Source organism: Deltaproteobacteria bacterium (genome assembly GCA_029210625.1).
Taxonomy (GTDB): domain Bacteria; phylum Myxococcota; class Myxococcia; order SLRQ01; family SLRQ01; genus JARGFU01.
The window spans coordinates 47038-68344 of sequence record JARGFU010000005.1; the positions used below are offsets into that span (position 1 = coordinate 47038).

Consider the following 21307-nt stretch of genomic DNA (forward strand, 5'->3'; position numbering starts at 1 on the left):
GGAAGGGCCGGGCCTGATCAGGGGCCCGCGAGGATCTCCTGGCGCAGCCGGGAGCGGCGGCGACGGTCGATGTTGTCCACCGCCCGGACGGCGTACTCCTGGGAGGTGTAGATCTGCTTCATCACCGGCTCGTCCGGGCGCAGGGCCACGTCCCCCACGGCGAAGAGGCCCCGCACGTCGGTCTCGGCCTTGGCGTCGATGCGCACGTGGCGCTCCTCGATCGGGCGATCCTCGTTCAGCAGGCTCGCGCCGAGCTGTACCGCCAGGTCGTTGTAGATCCGGTAGATGCCCAGGGAGACGAAGAGGAAGTCCACGGGGCAGCGGCGGTTCTCCGGCGACGCCTCGACGTGCACGGCGGCGAGGAAGCCCTTCTTCGTCTTGCCGTCCTCGGTGCCGGCCTCGAGATCGCGGATCGGCGCCTCGACGATCTCGACGCCGTGGTGGGCGAGGAGCTTGCGGGTGTCTCCCTGCGCCTCGCAGGGCTGGCCGTTGGTGAAGAGGTAGCGGCAGGTGCCGTAGCGCTCGGCGACCATCAGCGCGACCTGGGCGGCCGTCTCGCTGTGGCCGAGGATGCCCACCCGCGCCTCCCGGGTGAGGTGGCCCTCGCAGCGGATGCAGTAGAGCACCGTCTCGGCGTTGGCGAAGGGGAAGACCCAGTGGGGCATCTCGCGGATCTTCCCGCCCTTCTCCTTTCCGATGATGGGCTGCCGGTCCATGCAGCCCGTCGCCAGGATCAGGTTGCGGGCGCCCAGCCACTCGCTGCCGACCTCCACCTCGAAGCCCTCGTCGCGCTTGCGCGCGGCGGTGACCTCTCCCTCGACCAGGGTGACGAAGTCCGCGTAGGGCGCCAGGCGCTTCTTCACGTTCTCGATGATCGCCCGGGTGCCGATGTGGAGGGTGGGGCGCTCGGGCAGGTCCAGCTGGTCGAGGACCAGATCGGGGTGGACCCCGATCATGTTGTCCACGTTGTAGACGTACTCGGCGCGGCTGCGCCGGCGCGTCTCCTTGTCGCCGAGGACCCAGATCGTCCTCAGGTGGTTCTGGGCGGCCCGCAGGGCGGCGGCGGAGCCAGCGATGCCTCCGCCGACGATGATCAGCTCGGGGGTGTCCATGGCCGACACCCTAGTCCGCGGGGGCTACCAGGTCCCGCCCGTGCGGGCCTCGGGCTTCAGCTCGGGCTCGCCGGGGCGCTTCACGCTGGAGAGGGTGGCGGTCACCGCGCCGAGGTCGATCTCTCCGAGGACGGCGACCGGCGTGCGGTGCTCGTCCTGGGCGATCCACAGGTGGATCTCCTTGGTGCTGCTCGGCATGTCGATCCGCTGGGCCACGCCCGAGAGCCGCCAGGTCTTGAACTTGCCGACCGGGGTGCTCACCCACTCCTCGGTCTCCACCGCGCCCTTCATCCGCCAGATGCGGCGGTTGCCGTAGACGTCGAGGCAGAAGCTCTGGCCGATCGCGAGGTCGAGGGTGCGCAGGTAGAAGATCGCGCTGAGGATGTCGTGGGGCCCGGTGGACATCGGGAAGGCCAGCCGCCGCTCCTTCGCGCCGTAGGCGTAGTGGATCTGGGCCTCGCCGCGGTCCTTGCGGAAGAGCACGTCGGCCCACTTCGCCACCGCGTCCTCGACCGCGTCCTCCCGGTAGCGGGTGGGCCGCAGATCCTCCAGGGTCAGGTAGCTCGTGCCCTCGCCCCGCAGCTTGCGGACGTTCTCGAAGAAGGTGTTGGTCTGGGCGAGGACGTCGATCCGGGCGGCGCCGGCGGTGTCCGGGCTCCAGCGCAGATCCAGGCGTCCGGCGCGGACCCCCATCACCTCGAGGTCGAAGCCCAGGCGCTCGCCGAAGGGCGGGCGGTAGTCCCCCGGCGGGGGCAGGGCGCCCTCGCACTGCTGCAGCACGGGCCGGGGCTTCGGGCTGCCCGCGGCGGGCGTGCGGCGCTGGAGGTGCTCGGGGATGGAGAGGCGGTGGGTGCCCGGCAGGGTGGGCAGGGGGGCGGCGGTGCGCGACGCGCCGGCGGCGGGCCCCTCGCTGGTGGTGGCCCGCGCCGGCTCCTCGGCGGCGGCGGGGGCGCCGAGCAGGACCACGAGGCCGAGGAGGCCCAGGGCGAGGGCGGCGAGGCGGGGCTGGGGGATCGAACTCTTCATGGCCGTGGATCTCGAGTCTAGCGGGTCAGGAGCGTGGGGGGGAAAGATGCGCCGCACCCGCCCCAGGGGACCATCCCCTGCCGGCTCGGGCGGGGCGGCACGACCAGTCCTGACGGCGGAGGGCGCGTCTCATTCATCGGGGCCCGGCGGCCGGTGGGGCAGCGCGGGACCGTCGATGGCGTAGTGGGAGGGTCCGACCCTGCGGTGGGCGGCGGGGTGCCTCGCCGAGCGGCCGGGCAGGGGCTCGGGCCCCAGGGACTGCATCACGCCGCGCAGCGCCTCGGGGTCGGCGCCCTTGCCCTGCTTCGCGAGGCGCTTCAGGCGCGGATAGTGACCCCGCCAGCTCTCCCGGATGGCGAGATCCCGCACCGCCTCGACGACCCGGCAGGGCTGGCCGCCGACCTTCTCCTTCACCAGGGCGAGGAGGGCCTTCTCTCCAGCCTCGGCCTGATCGGCCACCAGCAGCGCCCGGGCCCGGCCGTAGCGCGCCTCGCAGTGATCCGGATCCTCCTCCAGCACCGCCTCGAAGACCGCCCGGGCCTCCGGCCCCAGGCCGGCGCGCACCAGCACCTCGCCCGCCGAGATCTCCGCCTCGGTGCCGGACAGGAACTCCTCCGGCAGGCGGGCCTTCCGGAGGGCCTCCTCGCGGCGGCCGTTGCGGGCCAGGGTCCGCACCAGGTTCACCCGGGCCGAGAGGTCCCGGGGCTCGAGCTCGACCAGGTTGCGAAGCGCCGTCTCCAGGCCGCGGCCGTTCGCGGTCACCGCGTGGAGGCGCATCAGCTCCCGCTGGTAGGTCGACTCCCGGGGGGCCATCCGCGCCGCCAGCTCCCAGAGGGGGATGGCCTGGCGGACGTCCCGGGCCCGCTCGTGGAGCCGCGCCAGGAGGGCGGCGTGGGCGGCCGAGCGGGTCGCGGTGACCTTGCCCTGGATCTGGATCACCGCGAGCCCGGGCTGGGGCAGGTTGGCGGCGAGCGCCGCCGCCAGGTCGGCCATGGAGGCGGTGCCGAGCGCGGCCTGCTGCCCCTCGGCCAGGAGGGCGAGGCCCTCCTCGAGCGCGCCCTCCCGGGCGAGGGCGGCCATGAGCAGCACGGCGTCCTCGGCGCGGGAGGGGCCCGGCTCCTCCCGCCAGAGGTGCCGGAGCTGAGCCTTGCCCACCTCGGTGTTGCCCTGGAGGAGGTTCCGGTGGGCCTCCTGCCGCCGCTCGGAGAGGGGCCGCGGATCGGTCACGAGGACCGGCTTCAGGGCTGGGGCGGGCGCCGGGGTGCCGGCGGCCGACGCGGGCGGGGGCGGGGTGGGCGCCGGTCCCGCGTTCTTGCGGGGGTCGTCGCAGCCGGCCAGGAGCAGCGCGAGCGCCGCCGCCGCGCTAGCGCAGGCCAGGGAAGTAGCTGGCCAGCTCGGCGCGGAGGGAGCCGAGCACGAGCTCGGCCTGGATCTGGACGGGGACGTGAGCGGCATCGTCGGTGAACCACACCAGGATCTGGCGACGGGCAGCGAGCTTGCCACGGAACTGGGTCTCGAAGCGAACGCGCACGGCCTCCCGCTCGCCCAGCGAGGTCGAGAGGCGCTCGCGGCCCTCGACCACCGTCCGCAGGGACCAGGCCTTGGCGCCGGTGAAGATCCTCACGGCCTCCTTGTCGCCGGGCAGGAGCGGGCGCCCCCGGAGCCAGAAGATGGCCGAGGCGAGATCGTGCGAGGTCGGCCCCACGTCCACCGTCCGGGTGCGGGAACCGCTCTCCCGGCGCTCGTGGACCACCGCCCGACCGGACTCGGGATCGAGGCGGGCCCGGGTGAAGCGCTGCTCGCCGCCCTCCCGCGCCAGGAAGTCGAAGCCGTGGCTGCGGGCCTCGACCGGATCCCAGAGGGTCACGAAGCGGTCCCGGACCTCGAAGACCCGGCTGACCCCCTCCGAGGTCCGCGCCTGGACCACGATGGGCCAGATCCGGGTGTCGGCCCCGGGGGCTTCCGAGCCCACGAGGATCCGGGCGGTGCCGGTGGGGACCGGCCCGTAGTGGATCTGGTAGACCAGGCTCTCCCCCGGTCCGAAGGCCGTCTGGCTGGCGCCGAGGCGAGCCGGGCGGGAGAGGAGGGCCAGGAGGATCAGGGCCAGCGCCACCGGGAGGAGGGGCAGCAGGTAGACGGTGGCGCGAGTGGACGGATTCCCGTCACCTGGCAGGACAGGAATGTCCTGGATCGAGGCCGGGAGGTCCACTTTGCGCGCCATGGAAGGGATCAGCAGCAAGCATCGTGCCTGATCCGTGGATCATGGAGACCCCGGACGAGGAGCCCGGGGAGAGTCCGGGCGCCGCGTCTGACATTCGGGTGGCACCTGGCGGGGTGGCGCCTGGCGGGCCTTGGGTGATCCTTGATCTCGCAACAAAAAGTCGTTGTTTATTCAATGAGTACGAGATCATGTTCATCCTGTTTCAGGATGTTGCCGCCCTCGCTCGACCCGCCCCCCGGCCTCAGGCGAAGCGCGCGAGCGCCTCGTGGGCCGAGGCCGGGCGGTCTCCCGGCGCGGCAGCGCAGAGGCTCTCGAGCGCCGCGGCCAGCTCCTCCGACGTCCCCTCTGGCAGCGGTGTCAGGGGGGCGGCCTCGCCGGCCAGGAGGGCGGCGCGATCGAAGGGCGAGGCGCCGAGGAGGCACTCCCGCAGGAGGATGCCCAGGGCGTAGAGGTCGGCCCGGGCGTCGCCGGGGTTGCCCGCCTGCAGCTCGGGGGCGGCGTAGCCCAGGGTGCCCGCCCGGGGGGCGGCGCCCTCCGGCCCCGGCGTCGCGGGGGTGGAGGCGTGGGCGGTGGCCACCCCGAAGTCGGCGACCACGACGCTCTCGAGGGGATCACCGCCGTGGCGGAAGAGGAGGTTGGCCGGCTTGAGGTCGCCGTGGACCACGCCGGCGCCGTGCACCACCTCGAGGGTCTCGAGCACCCCCCGGGCCAGCCGGCGCACGGCCCGCGCCGGGAAGGCGGCCCGGGCCTCGAGCCGGTCGCGCAGGGAGCCTCCGGCGAGGTGCTCCATCACCACCACCCCCCGCGAGGCGTCCAGGTCGAGGATCCGCACGACCCCGGGGTGGGAGAGGGCGCCCACGAGGCGGGCCTCGGGCAGGTCCCGTCCGGGATCGGCGCCGGCGGCGGCCCGGTGGAGGACCTTGATCGCCACCCGCCGCTCGAGGTGGAGATCCTCGGCGAGGTAGACCGTGCCCGCGCCCCCGCGGCCGAGCTCGCGCAGGAGGCGATAGCGGCTGGCGATGGGCCCCAGGGCGCTCCGGGGCAGGGCGAGGGTCTCGCCGGGATCCTGCGCGCGCCGACCGGGCGCCAGGTCGGCCCGGAGGGCGGCGGCCAGGGCGCTCGCCCGGGGGTGGTCGAGGTCCCAGGCCAGGGCGCGCTCGTAGTGGGAGAGGGCGAGGGCCAGCTCACCCCGGGCCCGGGCCTCGTCCGCCAGCTCGAGGTGCGCGGCGACCTTCCCGTCGCGATCTGCGGCGCTCACGTCCGGCTCACCTTCACCCGCAGGCCGGGCCACTCCAGCTCGTCGCCGTCCGCCAGCTCCACCGCCCCGGGCCCCTCCACGGGCTCGTGGTCGAGCCGCAGGGCGGGGCCGCCCTCCAGGAGGAAGCGCCCCCGCTCCAGGCGCAGGCGGACGGCCGGATCCTCGACCGCCTCGCCGCCCGTGCCGGGGAAGAGGCGGGTGAGGGACACGGCCTCGCCCTCGCGCAGGAAGAGGCAGCGGCTGCCGGCGGCGAGGCCGCGCTCGAGCTCGAGCGTGGCGGGCGGCCCCACCTCCCAGCGGATCCGGACGGCGTCACCCAGCTCGAAGCGTCCCTCGGGACCCAGCTCGAGCCGGCCGGCCAGGGGCACGCCGTCGATCAGGGTGCCGTTGCGGCTGCCCAGGTCCTCCAGCCAGAGGGCCTCTCCCTCCCGCAGCAGGCGGGCGTGGCGCCGCGAGACGCCGGGGTCCGCCAGGGGCAGGGGGCTCTCCTCCCCCCGTCCGAGCACCGCGGGCAGCCCCGCCACCAGGATCACCACCCGCCCGTCCTCCGCGCGCAGGCGGGCCCGGCCGGTGAGGCGCTCCGCCTGCAGGGCCTCCCGGGCCTTCCGGGCCCGGGCGCGGCCCTCGGGATCGAGGGCCTCGTCCCGCTCGAGGGCCAGCCAGCGCTCCTCGGCCTCCCGGCGGCGGCCCTGGCGCGCGCAGGCCCGCGCCTCGGCCTCGGCCTCGCTCTGGCGGCTCTCCCGCGAGCGGCGCTCGGCCTCGGCGCGGTCGATCGCCTCGAGCCGCTCGAAGTGCCGGCCGCGCTCCAGCAGCCTCCGGGCCTGCTCGAAGTCTCCGTCCTCGAGGTGGAGCTCGGCCGCCTCCTCCAACGCCTCCGCCGCGGTCAGCAGGGCGAGGGCCTGCCGGCGATCCTCGGCCTCGCCCTTCTCGAGGAGCTCCCGCGCCAGGCGCAGGCGGGGCTCCCGGAGCTCGGCCGGGTCCAGGCCCGAGCCCGCCGCCGTCTCGAGGGCCTGGGCCTTGAGGAGCAGGCGCCGCCCCGGCTCCTCCTGCCGGGCCGCGTGGGCCAGGCGGACCCGGAGCACCAGGGCGGGCATCCCCGCGCGGGCGAAGTGCTCGGCGGCGCTCTCCAGCTCGCCGGCCGCCTCGGCGGCTAGGCCTCGGCGGTAGGAGGGGGAGAAGAGGCGTTTGAGGGATTCGAGCATCGGGAGGTCTTCAGGTCCCCAAGGTAGCCCAGTTTCGACCGATCTCGAACGGCGTCGTGGACGTGTACGTGGACGTGCACGTGAACGTCCACGGCTTCTCCCGGGTGTACCGATCGGCGAGGTCGTTTTCTGGCTAGACTGGGCGGGTGCTGGTCCCCGTCCACCAACAACAGACCCGCTTCACCATCCCCGGCCTGCGCACCGACGAGCGGGGGATCGTGGTGGGGCCGCGGGTGGCGGTCTACCTGCCCTCCCTCGATCGGGTGGTCGCGCTGCTGGGGGTCCTCTCCAACGAGCTGCGCAGCGAGGATCTCTTCGCCGGGCTCGCGATCCACCGGGTCCGCTCGGCCCTCGGCGGCCTCGACTTCCTGGTGATCACCGAGCTGAAGGATCCTCACCTCATCGATCGGGTCTCGGCGGTCGCGAGCCTCCACGGCGGCGAGGTGTTGGTGGGCGAGCAGCACCACTTCGTCCGCTACCGCGATCGCCGCTCGCCCCTGGGCTACGACGTCGACCGGCTGGCCCGCGCCCGGGAGGCCGGGGAGGGGGAGGACGAGGAGGAGGCGCCGGACGGTGACGGGAAGGGCTGGATGCTCTACGGCCGCATCACGGAGGGCCTCCACCGGCTGGAGGAGACGCTGACCCTGCGCTCCCTCCTGGTGCGGATCCCGCCGCGGCCCTCGAGGCGGCCGCCGCAGGACGCGGACGATCTGCTGGTCATGGTGCGGCGGGGGCTGCGGGGGCCGCTGGAGCGGACCCTCTGGCGCTCCCGGATCGAGGGCCGGGTCGCCCGGATGGAGCAGGAGGACGGCACCGAGGTCTTCCTCTACGCGCTGAAGGGGGTCTCCCTCCAGCTGGCCGGCCTGCTCCAGCGCACGCCGGGCTTCGAGGTCTTCGTCGCGGAGGGCGAGCTCGCCGCGGTGGAGCGCGGCCAGGTGCACCCCATCGATCTCGCCGCCTGCGGGCAGGCCTTCGAGGGGAGGGGGATGCACCTCTTCCGCGGCGGCAACCGGCCGGTGCTGGTCCTGCCCGAGTCCCCGGCCTGGACGCCCCTGGCCGATCAGGTCGATCCCACGGTGCTCGGGACCCCGCTACCCCTGGCGCCCGCTACCCCGGCGCCGGCCTCGGGGGTCGATCTGCGGCTGGTGCCGAAGGCCCGTCAGCGAGGCGAGATCGCGGCGATCTTCGTGCCCCGGGATCAGCTGCCCCTCCTGCGGCACCTCGTCTACCTCCTGCCCCCCTCGGCCCTGGTCCGCTACCGGGCGGTGGCGGTGGAGGAGGGGGTGCTGATCGTCTCGGATCAGGGGCCGGTCGAGGAGCTGCCGGTCGGCGTGCCGCTCCAGGAGGCGGCGCCCTCGGTCTACGTGCCGGTGGGCCACACCTTCCGGCCGCAGGTGCCCCCCGAGGTGATCACCGAGGCCCTGGAGGCCGAGCCCGGCCAGCGGGTCGTCTTCGTCACGCCCGAGGGGCCGCCCCTCTCGATCACCTCGGGCTTCCAGCTCCTGGGGCGGGGCTTCCTCGACGCGCCCGAGCCGCGGCCGACCCTGGTCCGTCCCGACACCGCGCCCAAGCGGCCGAGGCTGGTCTACCCCCGGGTCGGGCCCTTCCCCCTCTGGCAGCGCGCCTTCCCCGAGCCGGGCGAGGAGGCCTGAACCCGGCGATGAGTCCCCTCCTCGGCATGCGGGGTGCGCGGCAGTTCCTGGAGGGCTTCCTCCCGGAGTGGCTCGAGGGATCGCCCGCGCCGGTGCGGACGCCGCTGGGCGTCCACGAGGTGCGCACCGCGATCCACCTCCTCGAGGTCAGCGGCGTCTCGGATCGCACCGTGCGGGCGCGGGCGCGTCTGGCCCTGCGCCTGGTGCCCGAGGTGGGCTCCCTGGCCTTCACCCCGGACGACCTGCGCCTGGCGGTGGTGGTCTACAACCTCCTGGCCCTGGGGCACCCGGCCCTCGAGCGCATCGACGCGCGCCCCGGGGGCGAGGCCAGCGGCGCGATCTACACCGCCTCGCTCCTGGAGCAGCTGGAGCCCCCCCGGGACCTGGAGGGGGCCCTGCGCGCCCACACCCTGGTGGGCCGCCTCTTCGAGGCCGAGCGCCAGGACTCCGAGGTGAAGACCTGGCTCGCGACCCACCGCTTCCGGGGCCGCCCGGTCCCGAAGAACATCACCCGCTTCCGCCGCCTGCGCCGGGTGCGGGTGCACGGCCGCCGGGTCGAGGGCCTGGGGCTCCTCGACAGCGAGGATCAGTTCATCCTCCTGGACCGGCTCCTCCTGCGCTCCCCCCTGAGCGACCTGCTCCACCCCGAGCGAGGCCAGCCGGCCTTCCGCCTCGCCGGCCTCGCCCGCTGGCTGGGGCACCCGGACCTCTGCCGCTCCCTCCTCTACGCCTGGGTCGATCGGGACCGCCCCGCGGAGATCGCCGAGGCCCTGGCGCAGGCCCTCCACGTGCGGGTGCGGGGGATGGCGCCCCGGGAGGAGGTGCTGCTGGTCGCCCACGCCCTCTACCACCTGCACCTCCTCCTCCTCACGGAGGGGCTCCACCGCAAGGAGCCGCCGGTGAGCGTCGCCGATCTGGCGGGCCGCTGGCGGGCCCGGAGCGGCTCCCTCTTCGTCGCCCTGATCCTCGCCCTGCGCCAGGCCGCGGGCTCGGCCGGGCTGCCGCCCGACGAGGACCTGGGCGAGGGGTTGGCCGAGCGGCAGGCGGCCTTCGATCGCGTGGCCCGCAGCGCGGTGGACGAGGAGGCCCGGGAGCGGGCGGCGATCGTCCTCGCCGCGATCCTCGGGCAGCCCATCGCCCTGCCGGGCACCGAGGCCCCGGCGCTGCCTCCCCCATCGGGTGTAGAGTGAGCCCCATGGTCGAGCACCGCGCGAAAGTCGTCGGAGGGGCGGGGGAGGGCGCCCCCGGGATCGAGATCCACGCCCTCCAGGAGGCCATCCGCACCCTGAGCCGGCGCTTCCTGGCGAAGGAGGAGATCATCCGGCTGGTCGCCATCTCCGCCATCGCCGGCGAGCACCTCGTGGTCATCGGGCCCCCCGGGACCGCCAAGAGCGCCATCATCCGCTCCTTCGCCGAGCTCTGCGACGCGCACTACTTCGAGTACCTCCTCACCCGCTTCACCGAGCCCAACGAGCTCTTCGGCCCCATCGACATGGCGGCCTTCCGCGAGGGCCGCTACGAGCGGCGCACCGAGGGGATGCTGCCCGAGGCCGAAATCGTCTTCCTCGACGAGGTCTTCAAGGCTAACTCGGCGATCCTCAACACCCTGCTGACCGTGCTCAACGAGCGGGCCTACACCAGCGGCGGCAAGGTGATGGAGGTGCCCCTGATCTCGGTCTTCGGGGCCTCGAACGAGGTGCCCAACGACGAGGCCCTCGACGCGGTCTTCGACCGATTCCTCCTGCGGGTCCACGCCGACAACCTCGAGAGCTACCACTTCCACCGCCTCCTCGAGGCCGGCCTCGACCTGGAGGAGGAGCGGGTGACGGCCGTCGCCGGCCGGCCGCGCCTGCAGCCGGTCCTGAAGGCCGAGCACCTGCGTCGCCTGCGGGCCGAGCTGCCGCGGGTGATGCGGGCCGAGGCCTCGGTGAAGAGCACCTACAAGGGCCTCATCTTCCAGCTGCGCAGCGAGGGCGTGAGCCTCTCGGATCGTCGGGCGATCAAGCTCTTCAAGATCTGCGGCGCCAGCGCGCTGCTCGCCGGGCGCGAGCGGGTGACCGAGGCCGACTTCGCCATCCTCGAGCACGCCTGGAACAACCTCGACCAGCGCGAGATCGTCGCCGAGGCGATCCGCCCCGTGCTCGAGGCCTACTACGGTGAGAACCCCGCCGAGCGGCCCCTGCAGGGCGCGGCCTCCCTCGAGGATCTCGCCGGCGAGCTGACCACCCTGCGCGAGCGCCTCACCGGGGGCGAGCCCCTCCCGGACGTGCAGCTCTTCGCCCTGCTCGGCAACCTGCAGGACCTCCGGGTCGCCCTCCTCTCCCACGGCGGCGAGACCGCCGAGTCCCTGGTGAGCGAGATCGATCGCATGCTGGAGGCGGTCTTCCAGCGCTAGAGGCCGTCGATCCGTGGAACAGGCCTACGGCGCACTGACCCTCTCTCCCTTGCCCCGCCGGGGCGGCATCGAGGGCGTGCTGCGCGCGGCGAGCTGGCACAACCTCGTGCATCGCATCGGCAACCACCTGCCGCTGCTGATCTGCCACGACCTCGGCCGCCTGCTGGTCGAGGGGGCGCCGGCCCGGACCGAGCGCAACCAGGCGGGGCTGGAGCTCGCCGGCCTCGGCGCCGACCCCGGCCTCCTGCCGCACCTGGCCCGCTACGAGGAGCTCCTCCAGCGCCTCGGGCGGACCGAGATGGTGCAGCGGGCCCCCTCGCTGCAGCTCTCCGACGAGGCGGTGGCGGCCCTCATCGCCCGGGTCTTCGCGCCGGTGCTGGAGGCGGCCCCGCCGGCGGAGGGGATCTCGCGGCTGCTCACCGACCTGCCGGTGGACGCGGGGCACTACCTGATGGGCGATCCGGCCCACCTCTGCGCCGAGCACGGCATCGAGCCCGAGCTGGCCTTCCTGCGCCTCGCCAGCGAGCACGCCTTCCGGATCACCACCGCGGCGGAGCGGATCGACATCGACACCCTGCGGCTGATCTCCCTCTTCGCCGGCGACGACTCCCTGGTGGGCTCGGCGGCGGCGCTCGACGTCTACCAGATCCTCGGCGACCCCTCGGCGGCGGACGTGATCCACTTCTCCCTCGAGCTGCTGCCCCAGGTCCTGGAGACCCGCCGCACCCGCGGGCTGCAGCGCTTCGCGATGGACGGCGTGGCCGGCGTGAGCCGCCGGGGCAACCCGGACCAGCTCCTGCCCTCGGAGCTCGCCTACCCGGACGACATCTTCGCCCACAAGGTGGCCGAGAAGGAGCTGCTCTTCTACGGACACGAGGCCGACCGGCAGACCGAGCGGCGCGTGCACCTGGTGCTGGTCGACGCCAGCGCCTCGATGCGCGGCGCCCGGGCCATCTTCGGGCGGGGCCTCTCCCTGACCCTGGTGAAGAAGCTGATCCTCCTGGGGGAGGAGGTGGAGGTGCGCTTCTTCGACAGCACGCTCCACGAGCCCGCGCGGGTCAGCGCCCACAACTTCCAGATCCCCTACCTGCTCTGCTTCCAGTCCGAGCGCGGCCGCAACTACAGCCGGGTCTTCAAGGCCCTCACCCACGAGCTGCGCCGCCGCCGCCGCCTGGCGGGGAGGGGAGCGGCGGTCTACTTCATCACGCACGGGCAGTGCCACGTGCCCCTGCCGGTGATGGAGCAGCTCGCCTCGGTGGCGCGGCTCTACGGCATCTTCGTCCTGCCCGACAGCCAGCTCACCCTCGAGTACCTGCCGGTGCTCCACCAGCACCGGGTGGTGCAGCGCCAGGACCTCTCCGAGTCGGGCGCCCGCCGCCGGGCCGCCCTCGAGATCGTCGACGCCGTCGCGGAGGCCGCCGGATGAACGGCGACGCTCAGGTGCGGGTGAAGGAGGCCGAGGCCCTCCGCCTCGTGTCGGCCCGGGACTACCCGGCGGCGATCGAGCAGCTCACCGGGCTGCTCCAGGAGCTCCACGAGTCCAGCAGCCGCTACGAGGACTGGGTGCGGGCCCTGGCCACGGTGGCGGACCAGGCCGAGCGGCCCCAGATCGCCGGGCCCTGCTGGGAGTACCTGCTGGACTGGGAGCGCGCGGCCGGCGCCCACCACCGGGCCCGCAAGCACGCGGCGGCCGCCCGCTGCCGGGAACACTCGGGGGCCGCCGCCGACGCCGCGCGGATCTTCGAGGGCATCGACGCCTACGTCCACGCGGCGGTCGCCTGGGAGCGGGCGGAGCGCTGGCCGCAGGCCATCGCGGCGTGGGAGCGGGCCGTGCGCCGCTTCGGCGATCCCGCCGATCGCTACGAGCGCGCCCTGGCCCTGATGAACCTCGGGCTCGCCCTCCACCACCAGCAGGACCTGCGCTGGCGGGGCCGCCTCTCCGAGTCGATCGTGCTGCTCGAGGAGGAGGCCGACGAGGCGGAGCGCGGCCACCAGCAGGCCCGGGCGCTGGCCTGCTTCAACGCCCTGGTCGAGATGGGGCGCCAGACCGGCAGCCACGAGAACCTCGCCGAGGGGTACCTCAACTGCATCCGCCTGATGCGCGAGCGCGACCAGCGCCTCTTCGTGCTGCAGTACCACCACGACTTCGCCGAGGCCTCGCTGGCGATGGACGAGCCCCAGGCCGCCGCCGAGGTGCTGCGCGAGGCCAGCGCCTACTGCCGCCGCAAGGGCCTCCTCTACGGGGGCAGCTTCCAGCAGCGAGCCGCCGCGGCCTTCGAGGAGGCGGCGGTGCAGCACCGGGAGGTGGGCGCGCCCCCCGAGCTCGCCGAGAACGCCTACCTGGCCGCGCTGGACTGCTACAACCGCGTGGGTGATCTGCGGAAGGTGAGGCAGACCTACGAGGCCCTCTCCCGCCTCTCCCTGCCCTCCAGCCGGGTCGAGCGCTACCGCGCCCTCCACGACGAGACCACCGAGGAGGGCGTCGTCCGCGATGCCTGGCCCTTCCGCGGGTACTTCAGCCGCGACGCCGCCTACCCCCGCACCTGGCGTTCGGACCTCCTGCGGCGGGACGAGGCCCGGGACCTGCTCGGGCCGGTCTCGGCCGCGGTGGGGAACCTGCGCCTCTGGGACGTGGTGCGCCGCCGCTGCCTGCTCATCGTCCTGCGGGTGGCCGAGGATCCCGGCCGCCTGGAGCGCGAGGCGGCGGTGCAGGATCTCGCCGCCGAGCTCGGCCGCCTCGGCGCGCCGGTCGCCCTCGAGCCCCTCGCTCGGCTCCACGAGCGCGGCACCCCCGAGGTGCGGCGGGTGGTGGCCGCCTCCCTGCGCTTCCTGCCCTTCCGGGAGAGCCTGGAGCTGGTCGGGGCCTGCCTCGAGGATCCCTCCCCCGAGGTGCAGGCGGCGGCCCTCGGGGCCATGCGCTTCCTCGTCTTCCCCGGCGCCCTCGCCCCCCTCCTGCGCCTCTACCGGCAGCACCCGGAGGACGCGGTGCGCCGGGAGGTCATCCTCGCCCTCGGGCGGACGGCCGGCCTCTCGCACCCCTCGAGCCGGGACGCCATGGACTTCCTGCTCCACACCCTGCGGGAGGGCGCCGACGGCGAGGTCCTCACCGCCCTGCGCACGGCCATCGCCGCCAACGCCGGCAACGACGATCTCCCCCTCCTCGAGCGCCACGCGCTGGCGGAGCCCCCCGGACCCACCCGGGTCTTCCTCGACCGGATCATCGTCCAGGTGGAGACCCGGAAGATGACGATGCCGCTGGGAGTCTAGAGCCCTGGGCGCCTCCGACGATCGCGAGCGCCTCGAGGCGCTCCTCGCCGCCGGCGAGCTCCTCCCCGCGGCGCGCCTGCTCGCGCAGGGCGGCGAGCACCTCGCGGCCGCCGACCTCTACGCCCGGATCGCGCTGCCGGTGGAGGAGGCCGCGGCCGCCGAGGCGGGCGGGGACCTCCTGCGCGCCCACCGCTGCCTCCTGGCCGCCGGGCGCTGGCGGCCGGCCGCCGAGCTGCGCGCGCGGATCCTCCAGGACGCCCCCGCCGACGAGGACGCCCGCCTGGCCCGGGCCCTGGCCGGGCAGTGCCGGGCGCGGGGCCGCAAGCACGAGGCCGCGCTCCTCTTCGAGCGCCTCGGAGAGCTGGACACCGCCGCCGCGCTCCACCGCCAGGCCGGCCACCGGCTGGAGGCCGCCCGGGCGCTCTGCGCCGCCGGGAGCCCCGAGGAGGCCCGGGCCCTCCTCACGGAGTGGGTGGAGGAGAGCCGGCGCGCCGACCTCGCCCTGCCGCCGGCGGCGGCGCTGCTCCTCCTGGCCCGGCTCTGCCTCTCGGGGCCCGACCCGCTGGCCGCCGCCCGCCACGCCCAGACCGTGGAGGAGGGGGTGGGGGAGGGCGAGGAGCGGCGGGCGGCGCTCGGCCTGCTGGTGGTCGCCTTCCACCGGGCCGGCCTGCCGGCGGCGGCCGAGGAGGCCCTCCAGCGGCTGCGCGAGGCCGACCCCGGCGCGCCGGCCACCCCCGAGGCGGTCCTCCAGGACCTCGCCCTCGGCCACGAGACCACCGACGAGGGCGAGGGAGAGCGCTGGGTGCTCTCCCGCTACCGCCTCGAGCGGCTGCTCGGCGCCGGGGCGATGGGGCAGGTCTACCGGGCGATCGACGCCCTCACCGGCGAGACGGTCGCGGTGAAGATCCTGGCCCCCTCCTCCCTGCGGGGCGCGGGCGGCGCCGAGGATCGCTTCTACCGCGAGGCGCGCATCGCCCAGACCATCGACGACCCTGGCCTGGTGCGGGTCCGCCACGCCCAGCCGGAGGAGGGCATCCTGGTGATGGAGTTCCTCCCCGGAGGCACCCTCGCCGATCGCCTCCGCGGCGGGCGCCACCTCCCCTGGCCCGTCGTGGTCCGCCTCGGGGTGGAGGCCGCGCGAGCCCTGGCCGCGGCCCACCGGCGGGGCGTGCTCCACCGGGACGTGAAGCCCGCCAACCTGCTCTTCGACGCCCTCGGCTCGGTGCACCTCGGCGACTTCGGCGCGGCGCACCTCGTCTCCTTCCAGCAGACCGGCACCGGCTACCTCCTGGGGACGCTCGCCTTCATGGCCCCCGAGCAGCTGGAGGCGGCGGCGCTGGACGGGCGCACCGACCTCTACGCCCTGGCCGTCACCCTCTACCGGGCGGCCACCGGCCACCTGCCCTTTCCCGGGCCGCAGGTGGCGGCGCAGCAGCGCGCCGGCGCCCGGCCGCCCTCCACGCTGCAGCCGCAGCTGGAGGGGCAGGCCATCGACGCCTTCTTCGAGCGGGCCCTGGCGCACGATCGCGCCGACCGCTTCGAGAGCGGCGAGGCCTTCGCCCGGGCGCTCGGCGCCCTCGCCGAGCTCGGGGGCGGCGCCGAGGCGGCCCCGGCCCCCACGCCCGCGGGAGCTCCGGCAGAGGACTCCGCGCGCCCGGGGCCGCGCTTCGACTTCGAGACGGCGCTCGGTCAGCGGGTCCACCTGGCGCGCGACGCCCGCCTCGGCCGGCGGGTGGTGGTGGAGACCCTCCCCGGGGACATCTCGCCCGCGACCCTGGCCCGGCTGCGCGAGCTGGCCGCGGCGGGGAACCCTCACCTGCAGCCCCTCCTCGATCTCCTCCCGGAGGAGAGCCTGGCCATCTACCATCTCGTCGAGGGGCTGACCCTCGAGGAGGAGCTCTCGCGGCCGGGCGGGGCTCCGGGCCGGGACCGGCGGCTGCGCCTCGCCGCGGACGTGGCCCGCGCGCTGCGGGACCACCCGGGTCCCTTGCGCCCGGGGCGGATCCGCATCGTCGGGGGTCGCGCGATCCTCCTGCTGGCGGGCATCGAGGCCCTCCACGCGGGGGCGGAGCCGCCCGCCGACGCCCGCCCGGCGGTGGCCCGGGTGGAGCGCTGGCTCGCGCTCGGCGCGGACCCGGGGGAGCTCTCCCCCGAGGTGGCCGCCGGGCACCTGGCCGCGCTCCGGGAGCCCGACGCCCCCGAGGCGCCGGCCGAGGCCGAGGCGCTCTCACGATGGCTCGACGCGGGGCGGGCCGGAGGGTAAATCCCGGACTCTTGGTCGACCGAGTGCAAGTCGAGGCGCGCTACGCGCTGCGGGAGAAGTTCGAGGCCCGGCTGCGAGCCGCGCTGGTGCGGGACGGTCACGTCTCGCCGGCCCGGATGAAGGAGGCCCTCGACCGCCAGGTCGTGCACGGCGCTCACCTCGCCACCAACCTGTGGGAGCTGGGCTTCGTCGAGGGCAAGGTGCTCACCCGCGTCTCCTGCGAGCTGCTGGGCATCACGGCCGTCGCCCCGCAGGTGATCCTCCTGGCCAAGGGCGAGATCTTCCGCCTCCTGCCGGTGCACTTCATCCAGCAGCACCAGATCCTGCCCTTCTTCGTCGAGGGCCGGACCCTCCACGTCGCCATGGCCGAGCCCTGGGACCTGCCCACCGTCGAGCGGGCCGCCCACCACTGCGGCCTCGCCGTCCGGCAGCACTTCCTGGGTGAGGTCCCCATGGCCCGGGTGCTCCACCGGGTCCTCGGCCTGCCGATCTCGGCCCGCTTCGAGCTCGGCCGCCGCCTCTTCCAGCAGGCGCGCCGCCCCGAGGGCGCCCCCACCGGGCCGCAGGGCGATCTGATCGACGAGTCGGAGTTCAACGCCCTCTACGCCAGCCACACGGCGACGCCGCTCCTGGCGGTGCCGCCGGTCGCGCCGCTGCCCCCGGAGCCCGAGCTCTCCTTCGACGTCGATCTCGAGCTCGACGCGCTGGACGAGCTCGACCTCGACGAGAGCGGGGTCGGGCTCGACGAGCCGATCCTCGAGCTCAAGCCGGAGGACATGCTCCCCGTCGAGGCGGACGTCTCCCTGGTGCCCATCGAGGACCTCGCCGAGGCCACCGCCCTCCTGGAGGCCGCCACCTCCCGCCGCCAGGTGGGCGAGGTCATGGTCCGCTTCTGCCTCTCGCGGGGCGAGCGGGTGGCGCTGCTGACCCTGGACGGGACCTTCTGGGCGGGCTGGACCGGCACCGGCGTCGGGGTCGACGTCCGGGCGCTGGAGTCGCTGATGGTGCCGGCGGAGGAGGGGACGGTCTTCGGCCTCGTCGCCTCGACCGGCGCCCACTTCCTGGGGCCCCTGCTGCCCCACCGGATCCACAAGCGCTTCCTGTCGGTCCTCGGTGAGGGGGAGCCCACCACGGTCGGCTTCTTCCCGGTCCGCTATCGCGGGCGCGTGGTCTTCGGCGTCTACCTGGACGGCGGTGGGGGGCGGACCGTATCGGTGGACATCGCCGAGATCCTGCTCCTGGCGCAGCGCGTGCCCGGAGCCCTGGAGAAACTGGTGCAGAGGAGACTCGAGAGATGAGCAGCGAGGCACAGACGGCAGTCATCGTGGGGGTCGGACCGGGGCTGGGCACGGCGCTGGCCCGCCGCCTGGCGGAAGAGGAGATGAAGCTCGCCCTGGTCGCGCGCTCCAAGGACCGCATCTCCAAGCTCGCCGAGGAGCTCGACTTCATCGCCAGCGAGGCCACCGCCTACGTCGCGGACGCGACGAAGGAGAGCGACGTCCGCAACCTCTTCGAGGCGGTCAGCGAGGACCTCGGCCTGCCCGACCTCGTCATCTTCAACGCGGGGGCGAGCCAGCGGCGCAGCATCCTCGAGGTGGGCACCAGCGACCTCGAGGATCAGTGGCGGCAGAACTGCCTCGGCGGCTTCCTCGTCGGGCGCGAGGCCCTGCGGATGATGGTGCCCCGCGGCGAGGGCACGCTCCTCTTCTCCGGCTCCACCGGCTCGGTGAGCGCCGCGGCGGGCTTCGCCGGCTTCTCGGTGGGCAAGTTCGGCCTGCGCGCCCTCGCCCAGTCCATGGCGCGCGAGGTCGGCCCCCTCGGGGTGCACGTCGGGCACATCGTCATCGACGGCGAGATCCTCTCCGAGCGCAACCGCCAGGCCCTGGTCGATCGCTCGCCCGACGAGTTCCTCACCCCCGAGGCGACCGCCGAGGCCTTCCTCCAGCTGCACCGGCAGAAGCGCAGCGCCTGGAGCTTCGAGATGGATCTGCGCCCCTGGAAGGAGCGCTTCTAGTGGTGCGACGCCTGTCGACCCTCCTCGTCCTCTCCCTGCTCGGACTCGCGGCCTGCGGTGAAGGCGGCGGCGGCGGCGGAGGGGGCCCCGACGGGGGGAGCGACGGCGGCAGCCGCACCTACCAGTACCGGGCCCTGGCGGGGGTCTCGATGGGGGCCATCGGCACCGGCCTCCTGGGGACCCGGGAGCCCGGCGTCTTCGACGCCCTCGGCCCCCTCGGGGGCAGCCTCGATCTGCGCTACTTCCTCCACTACTTCGAGGACCACCCCCTCTCGGGCTTCTGCACCTACGAGGACACCCTCGCGATCCTCCAGGCGGCCGGGGGCGACCCCGAGGCCCTGAACGACATCGCGGCCATCGAGGCCTGCGCGGTGCGCGCCCCGGCCACCGAGCGCTTCGAGCACGCGATGGACTTCAACCACTGGTGGTACGACGACAACGGCGGCACCTTCGACCGCTCGTCCTACATCGACCTGCTCGAGGACGTCTCCCAGGCGCTGGGCAACCCCGCCTTCCACAACCCCGAGAACCCCTTCTTCCCGCCGGGGGTGGACGAGAGCGCGACCTGCGCCGACCCCATCGTCTTCCCCGGCACCGACCACGGCGGCGACGCACCGGTCTACAACGACCGCTTCAACCCCGAGGGGCGCTTCGACGTCATCACCTTCTGCGACGGCGAGGAGCCCATCGTCACCTGCGAGCAGACCGGGCAGGTCGTGGACTTCTGCGCGGGAGTGGATCCCGACACCTTCTGCGGCGCGGACGGGCCGGCGGTGCAGCTCCCCAAGAACCGCCTCAAGGCGCAGTACCCCGAGGTCTACTACCGGGAGAAGGGCAGCTTCGATCCCTGCCGCCCGCACAGCGAGCGGCTGCGGGTGGTGCTCGCCGTGGACTACGACGGCGACGGCGTCCGCGACTACGGCGAGCCGGTGATCGTCAACGGCCGCGAGCGCTGGGAGGACACCGGCGCCGACGGCTGCCCCTCCACCGAGGAGGACGGCGCGGGCGGCTGCACCACGGCCGCCGAGAGCCCCCACGATCCGGTGACCAACCCCGACCCCAACGGCGACGATCACGACTGGGAGAGGAACGCGCTGGGCACCGAGGGAGACTGGGTCTGGCAGGAGGGCGAGCCCTTCACCGACGCGGGCCTCGACGGCGTGGCCGGCACCGGCGACCACGGCGAGGGCAACGGCCGCTACGATCTCTCCGACGGCGCCGCGCGCTGGCTCACGGTCGGGCCCCGCAGCCAGCTCGAGCGCTGGAGCGACGAGGAGCTGGCGAACACCGACTTCTGGTTCGATGGGGGCATCCGCGACATCTTCAACCTCGGGGTGAGCGCGGCGCAGACCTACGGGCACGTCGCCGCCCGCGACCCGCAGAGCCTCTTCATCCAGAACTTCCCCGAGGTGCCCACCTACGACGACGTGCCGGTGGACCCCTTCGACTTCCGGGAGGTCGACTGGGCGCGGATCCCCGGCAAGGTGCTCTTCCTCTACGGCGACCCCGACGCCACCGACGCGCAGTGGCGGGACGGCGACGGCGCCCACGTGGGGACGGTCAAGCAGGTCCTCGACCGCATGAACCTCCTCTTCGCCTGGCTCTCCGAGCGCTTCCCGGAAGGGGACGACTCCGGCGACGACTTCGGCTCCTACTCCGAGCTCGTCCTGGACGAGAGCTACTACTCCGAGGCGCTCGGCTCCGACCGCGTCTACTCCCGGGCCCTGCCGCCGGGCTACTTCGATCCGGCCAACGCCGAGCGCAGCTACCCGGTGGTCTACTTCCTCCACGGCTACGGGCAGGACCCCACCGGGATGAGCGGCGCCAACGTCGTCCTGACCGGCTACATGGCCGAGGCCCTCCTCGAGAAGATGATCGTCGTCTACGTCGACGGCCGCTGCTGCTTCCGCAACGCGGCCGGCGAGCGCGACTGCCACGAGCCGGCGGACGCCCCCGACAAGGGGCCGGGGTGGGTGCGCGAGTGCCACCGGGGCTCCTTCTACGTCGACTCCCAGGGCAAGGCGGCGGGGGAGGGCACCGCCTACGGGGCCTCGCTCGACGAGCTCATGGCCCACATCGAGGCCACCTACCGGGTGAAGGCCCCCGCCACGCGCTGATCGGATTCGGCTATAGTCGTCTCTGCACCGGGGGGGTGGGTTGATCCCGGGGGAAGAGAGAGATGACCGATCGGGAAGCCGTCGCGAGGATGAAGCTCGCGAAGCTGGACGCAGCCACGCTGGTCCGACAGGACCCTCTGCTCGAGCGCTCACACCTCCTGCAGGCGCTGGGGGAGGCGGCGGAGGCCGTCCTCGCCCGGGCGGGCCTGCGCCGCTATCCCGGCGGGGCGACGATCTACGGCGAGCACTCCTCGCCGGACCGGATCTACCTGCTGGCCCGGGGGGAGGTCGTCCTGCTGAGCTCGGGCGGCGCCGACGCCACGCCCCTGGTCACCCTCCACCCCGGAGACTGCTTCGGCACCGGGGCGGCCCTGGAGCCCCCCGCCCGCGCCGTCACCGTGCGGGCGGTCGGGACGGCCGATCTGGTGGAGATCCCGGCCGAGCCCCTCCGGGAGCTGGCCCGCAACGACCCGACCTTCTCGAGCTTCCTCCAGCAGTGCCACGAGCGGCTGAAGGGGGCGAAGAGCGAGCTCGATGACTTCCTGGACCGCTGGTAGGAGGCGAAGACCATGGGAATGGACCAACACGGCTACGACGACGACGAGAAGGAAGCGGCGAAGCGCTACAACGAGTTCGAGTGCCCGGACTGTGACGCCAACAACCCCGTGGATGATGGCTTCACCGACGGCTCCGAGGTCCGCTGCTACTACTGCGGCATGGCCTACCAGGTGCAGGTCACCGAGGCCGGCAAGCTGAAGTACAAGGCGGTCTAAGTATTCG

Annotated in this window: 17 protein-coding genes; 11 read left to right on the forward strand and 6 right to left on the reverse strand. The window is 74.2% G+C overall.

Annotated features, from left to right (window positions below; genetic code table 11):
- Positions 1–17: 17 nt before the first annotated feature.
- The 6 genes from P1V51_06010 to P1V51_06035 form a co-directional block, all read right to left on the reverse strand.
- A complete protein-coding gene (locus P1V51_06010) occupies positions 18–1112 on the reverse strand; it encodes an FAD-dependent oxidoreductase (GenBank protein MDF1562575.1) in 1095 nt (364 codons plus the stop codon).
- 24 nt (positions 1113–1136) lie between these two features.
- A complete protein-coding gene (locus P1V51_06015; GenBank protein ID MDF1562576.1) occupies positions 1137–2138 on the reverse strand; it encodes a DUF3108 domain-containing protein in 1002 nt (333 codons plus the stop codon).
- Between the two features lie 129 nt (positions 2139–2267).
- Positions 2268–3365 carry a tetratricopeptide repeat protein gene (locus tag P1V51_06020; protein ID MDF1562577.1) on the reverse strand — a complete coding sequence of 366 codons (1098 nt, stop codon included), beginning with the start codon at positions 3363–3365 and terminating at the stop codon, positions 2268–2270.
- Between the two features lie 136 nt (positions 3366–3501).
- Positions 3502–4359, reverse strand: coding sequence for a DUF3108 domain-containing protein (locus tag P1V51_06025; GenBank protein MDF1562578.1), 858 nt, complete (start codon positions 4357–4359; stop codon positions 3502–3504).
- Positions 4360–4600: 241 nt separating this feature from the next.
- Entirely contained in the window at positions 4601–5617 is a 1017-nt protein-coding gene (locus tag P1V51_06030) for a serine/threonine-protein kinase (protein MDF1562579.1), read from the reverse strand.
- Complete coding sequence (locus P1V51_06035) at positions 5614–6819, reverse strand: FHA domain-containing protein (protein MDF1562580.1); 1206 nt, start codon at positions 6817–6819, stop codon at positions 5614–5616. The genes P1V51_06030 and P1V51_06035 overlap by 4 nt, the downstream gene beginning before the upstream one ends.
- A 146-nt stretch (positions 6820–6965) precedes the next feature.
- Between P1V51_06035 and P1V51_06040 the strand changes: the two genes are divergently transcribed.
- The 11 genes from P1V51_06040 (at position 6966) to P1V51_06090 (ending at position 21300) form a co-directional block, all read left to right on the forward strand.
- On the forward strand, positions 6966–8471 hold the full coding sequence (locus P1V51_06040; protein ID MDF1562581.1) for a hypothetical protein: 1506 nt from the start codon (positions 6966–6968) through the stop codon (positions 8469–8471).
- A gap of 8 nt (positions 8472–8479) precedes the next feature.
- Positions 8480–9661 carry a hypothetical protein gene (locus tag P1V51_06045; GenBank protein MDF1562582.1) on the forward strand — a complete coding sequence of 394 codons (1182 nt, stop codon included), beginning with the start codon at positions 8480–8482 and terminating at the stop codon, positions 9659–9661.
- 5 nt (positions 9662–9666) lie between these two features.
- Entirely contained in the window at positions 9667–10866 is a 1200-nt protein-coding gene (locus P1V51_06050) for an AAA family ATPase (GenBank protein MDF1562583.1), read from the forward strand.
- 13 nt (positions 10867–10879) lie between these two features.
- On the forward strand, positions 10880–12292 hold the full coding sequence (locus P1V51_06055) for a hypothetical protein (protein ID MDF1562584.1): 1413 nt from the start codon (positions 10880–10882) through the stop codon (positions 12290–12292).
- Positions 12289–14133, forward strand: coding sequence for a HEAT repeat domain-containing protein (locus P1V51_06060; GenBank protein MDF1562585.1), 1845 nt, complete (start codon positions 12289–12291; stop codon positions 14131–14133). The genes P1V51_06055 and P1V51_06060 overlap by 4 nt, the downstream gene beginning before the upstream one ends.
- A 139-nt stretch (positions 14134–14272) precedes the next feature.
- Positions 14273–16396 (forward strand): protein kinase, encoded by a 2124-nt coding sequence (locus P1V51_06065; protein MDF1562586.1) that lies wholly within the window; start codon positions 14273–14275, stop codon positions 16394–16396.
- Positions 16397–16419: 23 nt separating this feature from the next.
- Entirely contained in the window at positions 16420–17694 is a 1275-nt protein-coding gene (locus P1V51_06070; GenBank protein ID MDF1562587.1) for a hypothetical protein, read from the forward strand.
- Complete coding sequence (locus P1V51_06075; protein ID MDF1562588.1) at positions 17691–18410, forward strand: SDR family NAD(P)-dependent oxidoreductase; 720 nt, start codon at positions 17691–17693, stop codon at positions 18408–18410. Before P1V51_06070 ends, P1V51_06075 begins: the two co-directional genes overlap by 4 nt.
- A gap of 2 nt (positions 18411–18412) precedes the next feature.
- Positions 18413–20527, forward strand: coding sequence for a hypothetical protein (locus P1V51_06080; protein ID MDF1562589.1), 2115 nt, complete (start codon positions 18413–18415; stop codon positions 20525–20527).
- A gap of 89 nt (positions 20528–20616) precedes the next feature.
- A complete protein-coding gene (locus tag P1V51_06085) occupies positions 20617–21084 on the forward strand; it encodes a cyclic nucleotide-binding domain-containing protein (protein MDF1562590.1) in 468 nt (155 codons plus the stop codon).
- 12 nt (positions 21085–21096) lie between these two features.
- Positions 21097–21300 carry a hypothetical protein gene (locus tag P1V51_06090; GenBank protein MDF1562591.1) on the forward strand — a complete coding sequence of 68 codons (204 nt, stop codon included), beginning with the start codon at positions 21097–21099 and terminating at the stop codon, positions 21298–21300.
- Positions 21301–21307 lie beyond the last annotated feature (7 nt).